Origin of the sequence: Burkholderia sp. Cy-637 (assembly GCF_011753175.1) — a bacterium.
Classification (GTDB): Bacteria; Pseudomonadota; Gammaproteobacteria; order Burkholderiales; family Burkholderiaceae; genus Burkholderia; species Burkholderia gladioli.
Genome location: NZ_VWWC01000007.1, coordinates 89142 through 104935, shown reverse-complemented (window position 1 = coordinate 104935; position 15794 = coordinate 89142). Strand labels below are relative to the sequence as shown.

The 15794-nt window shown below is 71.0% G+C and carries 12 protein-coding genes; 5 read left to right on the top strand and 7 right to left on the bottom strand.

Annotation, left to right across the window (positions count from 1 at the left end; all coding sequences use genetic code 11):
• Together F3J10_RS04110 and F3J10_RS04105 are read left to right on the top strand one after the other, a co-directional pair.
• The coding region (locus F3J10_RS04110; protein ID WP_167241155.1) for a hypothetical protein at positions 1-220 on the top strand (220 nt) is incomplete at its 5' end.
• 263 nt (positions 221-483) lie between these two features.
• Positions 484-5598: an ATP-binding sensor histidine kinase gene (locus F3J10_RS04105; RefSeq protein WP_167241153.1), complete on the top strand. Its 5115-nt coding sequence runs from the start codon at positions 484-486 to the stop codon at positions 5596-5598.
• Between the two features lie 112 nt (positions 5599-5710).
• Here the strand turns inward: F3J10_RS04105 and F3J10_RS04100 are convergent, their stop codons facing one another.
• Positions 5711-6340, bottom strand: coding sequence for a response regulator (locus tag F3J10_RS04100; RefSeq protein ID WP_025097171.1), 630 nt, complete (start codon positions 6338-6340; stop codon positions 5711-5713).
• Between the two features lie 383 nt (positions 6341-6723).
• Between F3J10_RS04100 and F3J10_RS04095 the strand changes: the two genes are divergently transcribed.
• Both F3J10_RS04095 and F3J10_RS04090 read left to right on the top strand, forming a co-directional pair.
• Entirely contained in the window at positions 6724-7122 is a 399-nt protein-coding gene (locus tag F3J10_RS04095; RefSeq protein WP_167241151.1) for a response regulator, read from the top strand.
• Positions 7123-7617: 495 nt separating this feature from the next.
• The gene (locus F3J10_RS04090) at positions 7618-7881 is read left to right on the top strand and encodes a DUF4148 domain-containing protein (protein WP_025097169.1); all 264 of its coding nucleotides are present in this window, start codon (positions 7618-7620) and stop codon (positions 7879-7881) included.
• A gap of 67 nt (positions 7882-7948) precedes the next feature.
• Here the strand turns inward: F3J10_RS04090 and F3J10_RS04085 are convergent, their stop codons facing one another.
• The 5 genes from F3J10_RS04085 to F3J10_RS04065 all read right to left on the bottom strand — a co-directional run bounded on the left by F3J10_RS04085 (position 7949) and on the right by F3J10_RS04065 (position 13908).
• Positions 7949-8854 (bottom strand): LysR substrate-binding domain-containing protein, encoded by a 906-nt coding sequence (locus tag F3J10_RS04085; protein ID WP_025097168.1) that lies wholly within the window; start codon positions 8852-8854, stop codon positions 7949-7951.
• A gap of 459 nt (positions 8855-9313) precedes the next feature.
• On the bottom strand, positions 9314-10834 hold the full coding sequence (locus F3J10_RS04080; RefSeq protein WP_167241149.1) for a GMC family oxidoreductase N-terminal domain-containing protein: 1521 nt from the start codon (positions 10832-10834) through the stop codon (positions 9314-9316).
• Positions 10835-10880: 46 nt separating this feature from the next.
• Positions 10881-11837, bottom strand: a complete 957-nt coding sequence (locus tag F3J10_RS04075; RefSeq protein ID WP_167241147.1) for an alpha/beta hydrolase — start codon at positions 11835-11837, stop codon at positions 10881-10883.
• A 119-nt stretch (positions 11838-11956) separates the two neighbouring features.
• Positions 11957-12853: a pirin-like C-terminal cupin domain-containing protein gene (locus F3J10_RS04070; RefSeq protein WP_167241145.1), complete on the bottom strand. Its 897-nt coding sequence runs from the start codon at positions 12851-12853 to the stop codon at positions 11957-11959.
• Between the two features lie 143 nt (positions 12854-12996).
• Complete coding sequence (locus F3J10_RS04065; RefSeq protein ID WP_025097164.1) at positions 12997-13908, bottom strand: LysR substrate-binding domain-containing protein; 912 nt, start codon at positions 13906-13908, stop codon at positions 12997-12999.
• A gap of 327 nt (positions 13909-14235) precedes the next feature.
• Between F3J10_RS04065 and F3J10_RS04060 the strand changes: the two genes are divergently transcribed.
• The gene (locus tag F3J10_RS04060) at positions 14236-14856 is read left to right on the top strand and encodes an isochorismatase family protein (protein WP_025097163.1); all 621 of its coding nucleotides are present in this window, start codon (positions 14236-14238) and stop codon (positions 14854-14856) included.
• An 82-nt stretch (positions 14857-14938) separates the two neighbouring features.
• On the opposite strand, the gene F3J10_RS04055 is transcribed toward F3J10_RS04060, so the two are convergent.
• Positions 14939-15643, bottom strand: coding sequence for a GntR family transcriptional regulator (locus tag F3J10_RS04055; RefSeq protein ID WP_046578234.1), 705 nt, complete (start codon positions 15641-15643; stop codon positions 14939-14941).
• Between the last annotated feature and the right edge of the window lie 151 nt (positions 15644-15794).

The window sequence follows — 15794 nt, the reverse complement described above, 5'->3', positions numbered from 1 at the left end:
CCGGGCCGCCCGGCGCCACGATCCGGCGGCCCCGCTGGCGCTGCTGCTGGCGCTGCTCGCGCTGTTGCCGGCCACCGCCTGGGCACTGGCCGCCGATCGCCTCGACGTCTCGCGGTTCGCCGCCTTCGCGCTGGCCCTGGCCGGCACCGCGCTGCAGGTGCCGACCCGCCGGCCCGCCAATGCCTACCTGGCCGACGCGCAGCGCTTCGGCATGGGCTGAGTGCCGCGAGCACTTCGGCCGGCACGCGCGAAAACCGGCACGGCATGCCGCACGAGCGGCCGGCCAGGCCCTCCCGGGCACGCGGCTCCACCCCGTGCAATTCCTTGTACGCAGCGTCTCAGCGCGAATCCTTGCCTTGGCCGGCCAACCCGCTAAGCTCCGAGCTTTCCGCTTCGGCCCCGCAGCGCCTGCGTCGTCGTCCGGCCGAGCCCGGCCACGACGCGGCGCCATGGCCGGCCGCCCCCGGGACTCTTTCGCACACCATGCCAATCGCATCTCCCGAGCCGAGCGCATCGGACCTGCCCGCGCTGATCACCCTGCCTTCCGGCAGCAGCGCGCTGTATCGATCCGCGGCTTCGGGAGCCGGCCATCTGCTGCGCGTCGCGCTGCGGGACGGCGAGCACGAGCAGCGTGTGCTGCGCGCGGAATTCGAATTGCGCGGCGATCTCGATCCGGCCTGGGCGGCGGTGCCGATCGAGCAGATCCGCGTGGGTGGACGCGCGGCGCTGCTGCTGAGCGACCCCGGCGGCCGCCCCTTGTCCACCTTCATGCGGCAGCCGGGCGGCATCGGCGAGTTCCTGCGCCTGGCCGCCTCGGCCGGCCGCGCGCTGGCCGCGCTGCATGCACGCGGGCGTTCGCACGGCGGCCTGACGCCGGACAGCCTGCTGGTGGCCGACGATCTCGGCCACGCCGCGCTGTGCGAATTCGGCAGCACGGCGGGCCACGAAGCCGGGCTCGCGCTGTCGCACGATCGCCTGCCCTACGCGGCGCCCGAGCGGCTCGCCGGGCTCGACGCGCTCGCCGGCCCGCGCGCCGATCTCTATTCGCTCGGCTGCATCCTGCGCGAACTGCTGCTCGGGCAGCCGCTGTTCGCGGCCGACGACGCGCTGGGCTGGTCCCACGCGCATCTGGCCAAGCCGGTGGCGCCGGTGCGCCGGCAACGGCCCGAACTGCCCGAATGCGTCGACGAGATCCTGCTGCGGCTGCTGGCGAAGAACGCCGCCGAGCGCTACCCGTCGGCCGCCGAACTGCTCGACGATATCGCCGCCTGCACCGCGGACGCTGCGGCAGGCCGGCTCGGCTCGCTGCGCGATCGCGGGCAGGCCGGGGCACCCGGGCGCGCCGCCGGCATCCACGGCAGGCAGGACCAGCTCGCCGTGCTGGAGGCCCGGCTGGCGGACGCCGCGCGAGGCCGGCCGGGCTGCGCGGTATTCATCGCGGGCGAGGCCGGCGGCGGCAAGACCGCGCTGGTCCAGCACTTCCTCGACCGGCACGCGCATGCCGGCACGCTGCGCGCCGCGAGCAAGGCCTCGGCGACCGAGCCGGGGGTGCCCTTCGGCATGGTGAGCGAGGTGCTCGCGCAACTGCTGACCGCGATCATGGCCGCCCCCGAGTCGGACTTCGCCGAGTGGCGGGCCTTGATCGGCGAGCGGCTGGCCGAGCACCTGCCCTCGTTGTGCCGGATCGTGCCGGAATTCGGCGCCTTCCTCGATCGCGAGCGCGGCAGCGCCCCGCCGGCCCGCGAGCGCGAGCACCAGGCGCTGCTGGCCGCGATCGTCGACTTCGTGGCGGTGGTGGCCGCGAAGGCGCCGCCGCTGGTGCTGTTCTTCGACGACCTGCAATGGGCCGACGCGCACTCGCAGGAAGTGGTGAGGCTGATGTGCGAGGCGCCGGAAGTGCGCGGCGTGCTGACGATCGGCAGCTTCCGCCAGGCGGCGGCGGACGGCGAACCGCTGCCGGTACCGCCGGCCGCCGCCGGCGACGACGACGAACGACGCACCCGCCTCGACCTGCGCCCGCTCCGCCTGGAGGACCTGCGCGCGCTGCTGGCGGCGCGCTACGGACACGCCGGCATCGAGATCGACAGGATGGCCGGGCTGCTGCATCGCAAGAGCGGCGGCAATCCCTTCTTCGTGCGGCAGTTGCTGCTCGACCTGGAGCGCGACGCGATCATCGCGCCCGCCTCGGCCGACCGGGCCTTCCATTGCGATTTCGAGCGGCTGGTGCAGCGCACCTTCATCGGCGACGTGCTCACGCATCTGCGGCAGCGCATGACGCGCCTGCCGGACCAGACGCGACAGCTGATGCGCGCGATGGCGTGCCTGGGCGACCGGATCGCGCTGGAGGAACTCGGCGCGATCGTCGGGAGCGAGCCGCACGAGGTCCGGGCGCGGCTGCGCCCGGCGATCGATGAGGACTGCGTGAGGATCGACGCGGCCGGCACCTGCGCATTCGTGCACGACCGCTTCCACGAAGCCGTGTATGGCGGGATCGAGGACGGCGAGCGCATCCGGCTGCACCACCGGATCGGGCAGCGCCTGCTCGCGCTGCTCGGCCCGGACAGCCCGGCCGACAAGCTGTTCCAGGCCGCGCGCCAGTTGAACGAGGCGGCCGGGCTGGTCGACGACGCGCGCCGGCCGGCCCTGGTGCGGCTCAACCTCGATGCGGCCGAACAGGCGCGGGCCATGACGGCCTACGGCACGGCGCTCGACTACCTGGCGTTCGCGCGCACGCTGAGCCGCGCCGCCGAGCACGAGGAACTGCCGGCGCGCATCGCCCTGCTGACGGCCGAGTGCCGGTTCCTCGACAACGCGGCGCCGGCCGCGCGGGCCGGGCTCGAGGCGCTGCTGGCGCTGGACATCGCGCTGCCCCTGCGCGGCCAGGCCACGCGCCTGCTCACCGCGGTCTACACCTCGCTGAACCTGTCCGCCGACGCCGTGGCCTGCGGGCTGGCCTTCCTCGACTACGCGGGCATCCGGATCCCGGCCCGGCCCCGCGACGCCGACGTCGACGGCGCCTGGCTGGCCCTGCGCGAGGAACTGGCCGGCCGGCACCCGGCCGAGCTGGCCGGGCTGCCCTTCACCGGCGATCCGGCCGCGATCGCCGTGATCGACGTGATGGCCGACCTGATCCCGCCGGCGCTGTTCTCCGACGTCAACCTGCACGACATGGTGGCGCTGAGCATGGCCCGCATGAGCGTGCGCTGCGGCCCCACCGATTCCTCCTGCTACGGCTACGTGTGCCTGATGATCGCGGTGGGCGTGCGCTACGGCGAACTGGCCGCCGCCTACGCGTTCGGCGAGCTCGCGGTGGCCCTGGCCGGCGTCGAGGGCCGCGGCAAGTACCGCGCCCGCACGCTGATGGGCTTCGGCATGTTCGTGCTGCCCTGGCAGCGCCCGGTGCAGGAAGGCGCGCGCTTCATCCGCGCCGCGTTCGAGGTGGCCAAGGCCGATGGCGACCAGACCTTCGCCGTCTATTGCGGGCGCAACCTGGTCAGCAACCTGCTGATCAGCGGCGTCGCGCTCGATGCGATCGTCGAGCAGGCCCAGCGCGCGCTGGCCTTCGCCGAGCTGGCCGGCTTCCACCTGGTGATCGACGCGGTGAAGTCGCAATTGCGCTTCATCGAGTCCGTCACCAGCGAGCAGCCGCTCGAATCCGGGAACGGCCGGCTCCTGCCGCGCGGCGGGATCTTCGCCCCCTACGATTCGGAACCGACGCGCGGCTCGATCGCGGAATTCTGCTTCTGGACGCATCGCATGCAGGCCTGCCTGGTGTTCGGCGACACGCGCGGGGCGCTGGCCGCGCGGGAGCGCGCCGAGCCGATCGCGTGGTCCTCGCGCGCCTTCAACGAGATCGTCGACCTGCATTTCTACGGGGCGCTGGCGACGATCCGCGCGGCCCTGCTCGGCATGGAAGGCAGCCCCGGCGAGCCGCTCGCGCCGATCTGGCGGCGTCACACGCGGCAGCTCGAAAGCTGGGCGGCGCAGTGCCCGGAGAATTTCGCCGGGCGCGTCGCGCTGCTCGACGCGCAGCGCAGGCAGCTCGAAGGCGCGCCGGCCGACGAGGTGATCGACGGCTTCGAACGCGCCATCGAGCATGCGCAGCGCCAGGGCTTCCTGCAGGACGAGGCCCTCTCGCACGAATTGGCGGCCGAGTATTTCGCCGCGAGGGGCAGCCGCTCGCTGGCGCGCCACTACCTCGCCCATGCGCGCGACTGCTACGCGCGCTGGGGCGCGAAGGCCAAGCTGCGGCTGCTCGATGCCGATCCGCTGCTGGCCGGGCGCGCATTCGGCCGAAGCGCCCGGCCGGCAACGGATCCCGACCAGGCGCGGCCGCTCGACGTGCTGGCCGTCGTCAAGGCCTCGAACGCGCTGTCGAGCGAGATCGTGCAGGCCAGGGTGGTCGAGACCATCATGGCCACCGCGCTCGAACTGGGCGGCGCGCAGCGCGCGGTGCTGCTGGGCACCGGCGCGGCCGGCCCGTGCCTGCTCGCCGAGGCGAGCCTGGCCGAGCACGACATCCAGGTGCAGACGCGCCAGGCGCTGGCGCCCGACACGCTGCCGATGACGATCGTCAACGTGGTGTCGCGCAGCCTCAGGTCGATCACGCTCGACGACGCGGCGCGCGACTTCACCTTCGGCAAGGATCCGTATTTCCGCCATCGCCACGTCTGCTCGGCCTTCTGCCTGCCGCTGCTCAAGCAGGGCCGGCTGGTCAGCGTCCTCTACCTCGAGAACACGCTGGTGGCGGGCGCCTTCGCGCCCTCGCGCACCGACGTGATCGAGGTGCTGGCGAGCCAGGCGGCCATCGCGCTGGAGAACGCGCGCCTGTACGAGGAACTGCTCAACGAGGGCCGCGAGCGCGCCAGGATGGCCGACCGGCTGCGCATCGTGCAGGCCGACCTCGAACATGCCTCGCGCCTGTCGACCATGGGGGAGCTGGTCGCGTCGATCGTGCACGAGGTGTCCCAGCCGATCAACTCGGTGGGCACCTCGGCGGCCGCCGCGATCCGCTGGATCGACCGGAACCCGCCCGAGATCGCCGAGGCGGTGACCATGCTGCGCCAGATCGGCGCCGACAGCGGCCGCGCCAAGTCCATCATCCAGGGCCTGCGCGCGCTGTCCTCGAAATCCGCGCCCACGCTGCTGCCCTTCGCGCTGCACGAGGCGATCGACGACGTGCTGCCGCTGGTGCGTGCCCGCGCGCGCCAGTGCGGCATCGAGATCGAGCGCGGCTTCGACGCCGCCGTCGCGAACGCCCGCGGCGACCGGGTGCAGATCCAGCAGGTGCTGATCAACCTGCTGACCAATGCGATCGACGCGATGCCGGGCGACCCGGAGCGGCAGGCGGTGATCACCGTGGCCACCGAGCGGCTGGCCACGGGCTGCCTGCGCGTGAGCGTGATCGATGCGGGCGTGGGCCTGCAGCGGGACGGCGCGCAGCGGATCTTCGAGCCGTTCTACACCACCAAGGCGGAAGGGATGGGGATGGGGCTGGCGATCTGCCGCTCGATCATGGAGGCGCATGGCGGCACGCTGGGCGCCGAGCCGAACCCGGCGGGCGGCACCATCATGCGCTTCACCGTGCCGGCCGCTTAGGTGTTCTGATTTCGGGCGCTGGTTTCAGCGGCCTGCTTCTGTGCCCTGCTTCGGCGCCCCGCTTCGGTTCCCTGCCTCGGGCCTGACGTCGGCGCCGCGCCGAGGCGGCGCCTCAGTCGGCGACGGGAGGAATCTCCAGCGCCTGCGCCTCGCGCACCAGGTCGGCCACCGAACGCACCGCGAGCTTGCGCATGGCCGCGCCGCGATGGATCTTCACGGTCACCTCGCTGAGGTTCAGGCGATCGGCGATCTGCTTGTTCAGAAAGCCGGCGATCACGTAGGGGACGATCTCCTTCTCGCGCGGCGTGAGGGTCTCGTAGCGATCGCGCAGGCCGCGGCTTCGCTCCTGGCCCTCGAGGCGCCGCGCGTGCAGCGCCAGCGCGTTGTCGACCGAGTCGAGCAGCTCCTGCTCGCGAAACGGCTTGGTGAGGAAATCGACGGCGCCGGCCTTCATCGCGCTGACCGTCATCGGCACGTCGGCATGGCCGGTCACGATCACGATCGGCAGGTCCATGTTCCAGGCTTGCGCGCGACGCTGGAATGCCAGGCCGTTCTCGCCCTTCAGGCGCACATCCAGCACCAGGCAGCTCGGCGCCACCGGGCGCTCGACCCTGAGGAAGGCCTCGGTGCTCTCGAAGGTCTCGACCTTCAGGCCTACCGAGCGCAGCAGGCTGCTGAGCGCGTCTCGTGTCGATGCATCGTCGTCGACGATATAGACCCAGCGTTGGTTCGTCTCTTCCATTTTCTTGCAGCCGCGTTGCAACGATGTGCGCGCTCGCGCGCGCGATTGTCCAGGTATCCCGCCCGACATTATAGGGAGCTTCCCCAGGGCGAGGGATCGATTTTGCTGCTTGTTTCAAGGGGTTTTCCGCATCGGCGCCGCTCGCTTCGCATCGTCCTCGCGGCCGGCTTCCGAAGCCGACTAATACTTTGGTTTAGACGCGAGGCAAGGCCTCCGCGTCGACATCCCCTGCCGTCACGGCGCGCTGCCCGCCGGCCGCCGCGCGCGGCGCATCCGGCTTAATACCGTGGTGTTATTTCACCGCGGCACGCCCTCCGGTACGCTCGGTCGTGCATCGGCTTCCTGGCGCCTTTGCCATGCTCACCCTGGCTTAAGGAGCCCTCATGTGTCCCACGCAACTCGTGCTCATCGTGGACGACGATCCATCGGTGCGAAGCTCGCTTCGCAGCCTGGTGCGCTCGATCGGCTGCGAAGCCCGTACCTTCGAATCGGGCGACAGCCTGCTGCTGAGCGAGGCCGGCGAGATCGCGCCGGCCGACTGCGTGATCTGCGACATCAACATGCCCGGCATCAGCGGCATCGAACTGCAGGCCGCGCTGTGCCGGCGCGGCGTGACGATCGCCTTCATCTTCCTGAGCGCCTACCTCACCGAGCGCGTGCGCGACGCGGCGCTCGCGGGCGGCGCGCTGTGCGTGCTGGAGAAACCGGCCGATCCCGACCTGCTGTGCCGCTGGCTGGCCATCGCGCTCGAACGCGCCCGCTCCGGCTCGACCGCCGCCTGAGCGGGTACGCCACGCGCGTTCCGCGCGCCTGGCCGGGCCGCGCTTCGTAGCGGCTCGCGCCGCGTTTGCGCCTCTCATTCACCCTCCCCTCCTTCCACGCCCCGCGCATCGGCTCGCCCGCGCGCGGCGGCGGCGTCTTCCTTCGCGATTCGCGACGATCCATGCAGGCCCTCGCAAGCGGCGCGATGCCGTCACGCCGCCGCGCCCTCACCTCGGTGTAGCCGGCACACACCTGCGTGTCGCGCGCCACACGCGAGATCGGAACCGGCGCGACCATCGGCCGACCCACGCATACCCAGGTATGGCATCGCCCCTCGCAAGCGTGAGCGACTCCCATGCCTTCGCACGATGGTCGACGACGGCCCCGGCTTTTAATCTGCGTCTGCGGTGATCGGAAACAGCCAGCAGCCAGCGTCCCGGGCACCGCACCCACCCTGCATCGCTTCCGCCGGATCGACCGGCACCACACCGCCTCCGGGCCACCAAGGAACTGCCATGAAAACGATCATCGTCTCCGCTCTCGTTGCCACCCTGTTCGCCGCCCCGGCACTGAGCTTCGCGCAGCAAGCCGGCCAGCCGCTCACGCGTGCCCAGGTGCGCGCCGACCTGGTGGCGCTCGAACGCGCGGGTTACCGCCCCTCGCAAGGCGAGGACATCCACTACCCGGCCGACTTCGAGGCCGCCGAGGCACGCCTGACGCAACAGCGGCCCGCCGCGCTGGCGCGCAGCAGCGCGGGCCAGCTCAGCGCCACGCACTGAGCCCGGCCGGCCCGCCGAGCCGGGCGGGAACGCGATGATCCGGCGTTCCCGCCCGCGCCCCCGGCACCTACATGGCCACCGCGCGCGGAATCTCGGCGGCGAGATAGTCGAGCAGGACCCGTATCGAGGGCAACTGGTTCTGCCCATAGGGCAGCAAGGCCGTGATCGCCGCGTCGGCCGCGGTCCATTCGGGCATCACGCGCACCAGGCTGCCCTGCGCGATCTCCTCCTTGCAGATGTAGCCGGGCAGCGCGACGATGCCGAGCCCCGCGATCGCGGCGTCCTTCAGGGTCGGCATGCAGTCGGTCATCAGGATCGGATCGATCAGCATGGTTCGCGTGCCGCCGTTCTCGTGCCGCAGCCGCCATTGCGGCACGCTGCCCTGGCGCGCCATGAACAGCGCCGGGTGGTTGCACAGGTCCTCCGGGCCGTGGATCGGCTCGCGCCCCTTGAGCAGGGAAGGACTGCAGAACAACATCCAGGGCGTCGGCGCCAGGCGGCGCTGGATCAGGTTCGAGTCGCGCAGGGGCAGGCTGTGCGAGCGGATCGCCATGTCGTAGCCCTCCTTGACGATATCGACCTCGGTATCCGAGGTGCGCTGCACCACCTTGACCTGCGGGTATTGCCGGCAGAACTCGGTCAGCAGGCCGCGCATCGCGAACTGCGCGGTAGCCACCGCCACCGTGAGCCGCACCAGCCCGCTCGGCGTCGACAGGCGCTGGCGCACCGCGTATTCGGCCGACTGCGCATCGCGGATCATGATCTGCGCGCGACGATAGAACTCCGAACCGATATCGGTAACGGCCAGTTGCCGGGAAGTGCGATTGAACAGGCGCGCGCCCAGGCGCACCTCGAGTTGGTTCATGCGGTAGCTGATGGTGGACTTGGGCAGGGACAGCGCACGAGCCGCGGCGGAAATACTCTTATGGTCGACAACCTGTACGAAGTAGTACATGTCGTTTAGATCCAGCATCAATCCTGTTTCCTAAAAATGACACCTGGAGCGCGACGCTGCCGTCGAGCCCGGGTGCATCGCTGATTTCGGTGGGGACGTTATACGCGACCCGGCGTCTTGTTCATATCCATCAGCTTGGACGTTACGTCCGACTCCATGGACGTCGTGGCCGACGGGCGCGGTTACCGAGAACCAAGCCCGTCGGCCGGTCGCCGTTCAGGCATGCGAAGCGGATGGGGAACTTGCTTCAGCGGCGCGGCTCGCGCCGGCTGGCGGGCGCGCCGGACATCATGATCGGGGCCGGCAGCGGCGAGCAAGGCACCGCAGCTCGGGCCCGCCGCGCGCGCGGCCTCGCGATCTCGCCGTGCCACGCACGAGCGATACCGCAGCGACACGCGGCGAAGCGCATCGTGTCGCCAGTCGACGGCACCGGCGACCGTGCACGGCCCCCTCGAACCAGGCGCGGCCGCGTCGACCTCAGATCCGCCGGCTGATCATCTCGGCCATCATGATGGTGGTGGCATTGGTGGCGATCGAGGGAATCTCCGGCATGATCGAGGCATCCACCACCCGCAGCCCCTGCACGCCGCGCACGCGCCCGCTCGGGTCCACCACCGCTTGCGGGTCGCCCTCGCGGCCCATGCGCACCGTCGAAGTGGGATGCGCGTAACCGTCCACCGCGGCCACCACCGCCTTCTTCAGCGCGGCCTCGTCCTCGACCTCGTCGCCGGGCGTCATCTCGAAGGCCAGCGTGTCCTTGAACGGCGCGGTGCGGCCGATCCGGCGCGACAGCTTCACGGCCTCCATCATGCGGCGCAGGTCGCCCGGTGCCTGGAAGAAGTTGTAGCGGATCAGCGGCATGGCGCGCGGATCGCGGCTCGCCAGGCGCACCGTGCCGACCGAATCGGGCAGCGTGACCGCGCAGGCCAGCACGATCGCGCCGCCGGTCGGGCTCTGCGCCGGATCGAAGATATGCGTGCCGGAGATGTGCAGGTCGAGCTCGCCGACTCGGGCCTCGCTCGAACGCGTCCAGATGATCGCGCCGGCCACCGGGTCCATCGAGCGTGCCGCTTCCTTCAGCGCGTAGACGTTGTAGTAGAACGGATGCTCCTTGAGCCCCTCGCCGACCGGCGCGTCCTGCAGCACCGGGATGTCGAGCGACGCCAGGTGCGCGGCCAGGCCGATGCCCGAGCGCATCAGGATCGCGGGGCTGCCGAACGCGCCGCCCGAGAGGATCACTTCACCGGCCGCGATCCGTTCGCCGCCCACCAGGCGCACGCCGCTCGCGCGACGGCCCTCGAACAGCACGCGATCGACCTCGGCATGGCCGGCGATGGTCAGGTTCGGCCGGCGGCGCACCGCGTCGTCGAGGTAGGCCATGCCGGTATTGATGCGCCGGCCGTCCACCACGTTCAGCGGATACGGCGAGACGCCGTGCTGCTCGGCGCCGTTGAAGTCGCTCACGCGCGGCAGGCCGAGCGCCTCGGCGGCCAGCACGAAGCCGCGCATCGAGGGCGTGATCTCCTCCATGGTCCGCTGGCGGATCGGGAACGGGCCCGAGCGGCCGTGCCAGGCATCGTCGCCGGTGGGCGTGTTCTCCATCGCGCGAAACACCGGCAACACCTCGTCAAAGGACCAGCCCTCGATGCCGCGCGCCCGCCAGCGCGCGAAATCGGCCGGCCGCGCGCGCATCGCCACCGCCGCGTTGACCGCCGAGCTGCCGCCCAGCAGCTTGCCGCGCAGCGCCGTCACGTCGTGGCCGAGCCCGGCATGGTCCTGCGTGTGGTAGTCCCAGTCGTGCGCCTGGTCGCCGCCGACGTGGTTCGCGTTGGCGATCACCTCCGGGTAGGCGCCGGCCGCATAGATCGGCCCGGCTTCGAGCAGCAGCACGCTGCGCGCGGGATCCTCGCTCAGCCGATGCGCCAGCACGGCACCCGCCGAGCCGCCCCCCACGATCACGATATCGAACGACTTGGCCGACAGATGGTCGATGCTCACGGTGAATCCTCCATGAAGTTTGACGACGGGCCGCGCCAACGCGGCCTCAGGCGGACCGGAAGGCGCCCAGGATGAATTCGGCCGCGCGCTCGAGCGCGGCCTTGCTGCTGTCGAGATGGGGCAGGTCGAGCTGGAACACGTGGTGCATGCCCTCCCAGATCTCCAGCGACACCGCCACGCCGGCACGCGCGGCGCGCCCGGCATACTGGCGCGCGTCGTCGAGCAGGCGCTCGTCGGTGCCGACCTGGATCAGCAGCGGCGGCAGGCCGGCCAGTTCGCCGTGCAAGGGCGAGGCCAGCGGGTCAGTGCGCGCCGCGCCGCCGAGATAGCCGGCGGCGCAATCGAGCAGGTAGGCGTGGCTGATGAGCGGATCGACCACCGCGGGATCGACCATCGAGGTGCCGGTGAAGGCCAGGTCGGTCCAGGGCGAGAACACCACGCCGGCCACCGCGCGCGGGCTGCCGCCCAGCTTCGTCAATTGCGCGAGCGTGACCAGGCCCAGGCCGCCGCCGGCCGAATCGCCGACCACCGCGATCGTGCCGATGCCCTGCTCGCCCAGCCAGCGGCAGGCGGCCAGCGCCGCATCGGGCGCGGCGGGCAGGCTCGCCTCGGGCGCCAGCGGGTAGTCGATCAGCAGCGCGGGCAGGCCGGTGCGGGCCACCAGTTGGCTGACGAAGCCGCGATAGGCAACGGCCGAGCCGAGCACGTAGCCGCCGCCGTGCAGGTAGAGGATCGCGTGCGCCGTTTCCTCGACGCTGGCCGGGCGCAGCCACCAGCCGCGCACGCCGGGCGCTGCGACGGCCGCCAGGCCGACGCCCTCGGCCAGCGGACAGGCGCCGATGAAGGCGTCGTAGACCGCCCTCGGCTCGCCGGGCGTGTCGCGCCAGAACCGCTCGAAGTGTTCGCGCAGCGCGAGCTCGCGCCGGCGCTCCTCGGGCGGGAGCGTGATGAAGCGGATATCGGGGCTGTCGGGGCTGTCGGGCCGGGCCGTGGTATCGAGCATGTCTCGGGTTCTCCCTTCCACTGAGGCGAGGCTGGCTCGCCGCGCGCCGGCGAGACCATAGGTCCCCTTGCCGCGCGAGCCTGCGCGGCCGGGGCAAGGATGCGAAATACCGGGTGGGGCTAGTCGGGAATGCGGCCCAGGCGGCCGTCGGCATAGGCCGCGAGCGTGCTGCGGACATCCTCGACGCTGGACATCACCAGCGGCCCGTGCTTGACGAAGGGCTCGCGGATCGGCTTCGCGGCCATCAGCACGAAGTGGGTCGAGGCGGCGGCGGCTTCCAGCTCGATCGCGATCGCCGGGCCGGCGGCGAGGGTGGTGGCATGTCCCGCTTCGAGCACGAGCGCTTCATTCCCGCAGCGCAGCGCGAGGCGCCCGCTCACGGCATAGATCCAGGCATGACGCCCTTCGGGCAGCCGATGGCTGAAGACGGCGCCCTCGCCCAGGCTGCCGTCGAGCAGGGTCATTTCCTCGGGCGTGCCCTGCGCGCCCGCCAGCTCGCCACTGCTGCCGAGCACCACGCGCACACGTGTTCCCGGCGCCTCGAAAACCGGCACCTCGGCGGCGCGCACGTGCAGGGTGCGCGGCGAGGCCTTCTTCAAGGCGGCGGGCAGGTTGACGAAGATCTGCAGCGCGTGGATGCGCGCGCCGGGCATCGGCAGCTCCTCGTGGACCGCGCCGCCGGCCGCGGCCAGCCAGTAGAGATCGCCGGCGCCGAGCTCGAGGTCGTTGCCGAGCGAGTCGCGATTGTGGAACTGTCCTTCGGCGTCCTCGAACATGGCGGTGACCGCCGAGATGCCGGCATGCAGGTGCGGCTCGAAGGTGGGCGCGGTCATCACGAAATGATCGACCATCAGCAGCGGGTCCATGCGCCCGGCGAAGCTGTCCTCGGAGAAGTGGGTGGCGGCGAAGCCGCTGCCGATCCGTTGCGGCACGCCCGCCACGATCTCGCCGAGCCGCGCGGGCGAGCTCCCGGCCGGGTCACCTTGCTCCGTGGAAATCGATGCGGTGCCGCCCATGCCTTGTCCCCTCGGTGTCGAATTACAAAGAATTGCGAAACCCGACTGTACTTAAGGGCCTATTCACTGAAAAGTCTTCGGCATCTGGATTCAACGTCCAAGAGTTTGGACGCTCGCCGCGCGCGGGGCGCGGCGGCCCCGCCTCACAACAGCACGGCCTTGGGAAATTCGGCGGCCAGGTGCTCGACGAAGGCACGCACCGAGGGCAGCATGCCCTTGCGATGCGGCATCAGCGCGGTGATGGTCGAGGTCGCGCCGATCCAGCCCGGCAGCACCCGCCGCAGCTCGCCCGAGCGCACCGCGGCGCGGCACACGTAGCTGGGCAGCGCGACGATGCCCAGCCCGCGGATCGCCGCCTTCTGCAGCCCCACCATGTCGTCGCCGAGCAGGCGCGGCGCGAGCGGCAGGACCAGCTCCTCGCCGCTGCCGTCGACGCGGCGCAGGCGCCAGGCCGGGGTGACCTCGGCGCGCATCGCGAACAGCGAGGGATGGGCGCGCAGATCCTCGGGAGTCCTGGGCGCCCCGTGCCGTTCGAGATAGGCGGCGCCCGCGAACAAGGGCCAGGGCACCGGCGCCAGCATCTTCTGCACCAGCCCCGAATCGGGCAGCGGCTCGCTGTGGGCACGCACCGCGACGTCGAAGTTCTCGCCGACCAGGTCCACCGGCCGGTCGATCGCGTGCGCCACCACGTCGACCTTCGGATGCTGCAGCAGGAAATCGCAGATCATGTCCGACACCGCGAACTGCATGGTGGCGGCCCCCGCCGTGCAGCGCACCGTGCCGATCGGCTCGGTCAGGCGGTTGCGCACCGCGCTCTCGGCCAGCTCGGCCTCGCGCAGCATCGCCACCGCATGCTGATAGAACTCGCGGCCCGCATCGGTCACGCCCAGGTGACGCGGGGTGCGATTGAGCAGGCGCACGCCGAGCTCGCCCTCGAGCTGCTGGATCCGATGGCTGAGGGTGGATTTCGGCACCTGCAGGATCTTGCCGGCCGCGGTGAAGCCGCCGTGGTCCACCACCTGCACGAAGAAGTAGAAGTCATTCAGGTCGAGCATCGCGCCGCCTCCCGTTTCGCCGTCTCCAGGGGCTCGCCCGGCCTGCGCGGCAGGATGGGTGCCCGGTTCGATTGTCCGTTATCGGAGCGGCCCGGATCGCCGCGCCGCCGTCCAACAGCTTAGACGCTAAGTCGCAAAAACGTGGACTTCTGGGCGCCCGGCCCGCTCGATAGAATTTGCCGGCATCGCGTCCGGTGCATGCCGCCGCGCCGCCGCGCGCCGCGCGAGCCGCCTGCCTCGCCGAGCGTTTCGCTCCCCGTGCCGGGAGCGGGCACGCCTCGCCGCCTCCATCGCCTCACCCCGACTCGCCAACCCCAGGAGAACACCATGACCCGTCACAGCTACGAAGCGCTCACCGTCGACAATGCCGCCGTGGTGCTGGTCGACCACCAGATCGGCCTGATGACAGGCGTGCGCGACTACTCGACCGGCGAACTCAAGCACAACGTGGTGGCGCTGGCGCGTGCCGCCCGCGCGCTGGAACTGCCGATCGTGGTCACCACCACGGCGCGCGACAGCATGTGGGGCCCGACGTTTCCGGAACTGGTCGAGGCGCTGCCCGGCATCGAGATCATCGACCGCTCGACGGTGAACGCCTACGACGATGCGCGCGTCGCCCAGGCGATCGAGGCCACCGGCCGCAAGAAGCTGATCTTCGCCGGCGTCTCGCTCGAAGTGTGCGCGGCGTTCCCCGCCATGACGGCGGTGGCGCGCGGCTACGACGCCTACGTGGCCGTCGACGCCTCGGGCACCTTCAGCGACACCAAGCGCCAGACCGGTTTGTTGCGCATGCAACAGGCCGGCGTGATCGTCTCGGACCATGCCAGCCTGATGGTCGAGATCCTCAAGGACAACGGCTCGCCGAAGGCCGGCGCCGTGTATGCCGCGCTCGACATGCCCTGGGCCACCCTGGTCGGCCAGATCGCGAGCGCCTACAGCAGCAAGTAAAACCGCGGCGGAGGCGAACGATGCCGGCGTGAAGCCGGCATCGCGTTCGCTCCGCGCGCGCATCGATCCCGTGCCGCGCAGCTCAGGGCGCGTCGCCCTGCCCGCCTTCGTGCGGCTGCCAGGCCGACTCGATCGCGCGCAGCGCGCCCAGCACGATCGAGCGGTTCAGCGCGGCCGCCAGCACGCCGTCGCGCTCGGCATAGGCCTCGCAAAGCCGCTGGTGATCGGCGCACGAGCGCTGCATGCGCCCCGGCAGCGAGGTGCTCAGGTGGCGCAGGCGGTTGGTGCGCATACGCATCGAATCGAGCACCTGCTTCACCACGCCATTGCCGCTGATGCGCAGTTCCTCGTCGCGAAACGCGACGTTGGCCCAGAAGTAGCCATCCACATCGCCCTTCGCCGCCACCTCGGCCAGCCGCTCCGCGGCGCGCCGCAGCGTGGCGATGTCCGCCTCGTCGGCGCGCTCGGCGATCGCCATCGACACCTGCCCGTACAACAGCGCGCGCAGCTCGTAGATCTCGCGGATCTCCTTCAACTGCATGGTCGCCACGCGCGGGCGGCGCCGCGGCGGCCAGTCCACCAGGCCCTCGCGCACCAGCGCGAACAGCGCCTCGCGCACCGGCGTGCGGCTCACGCCGAAGCGCCGGGCCAGGTCCACCGAATTGAGGTCGTGGCCGGGCGCGAGCCGCCCCTCGATGATGCCGCGCGCCACCCAGTCGACGATCTCCGCCACCGGCGTGGTTTCCTTGTCTTCGTCAGGCAGGCTGGTGCCTTCGTCCAGATCCATCGGGCAGTCCTCGAGGGCGCAAAAAAGGTCCGCGATTGTAGCAAACCCGGCTCGGCGGCTTGCGGTTTGGCTCATGCCAATTCCGTTAAGTGTATACACTAATTAGGAATTACTGCGAATTCTTTCAGTTAACTGGCATCATCTCCGAAAA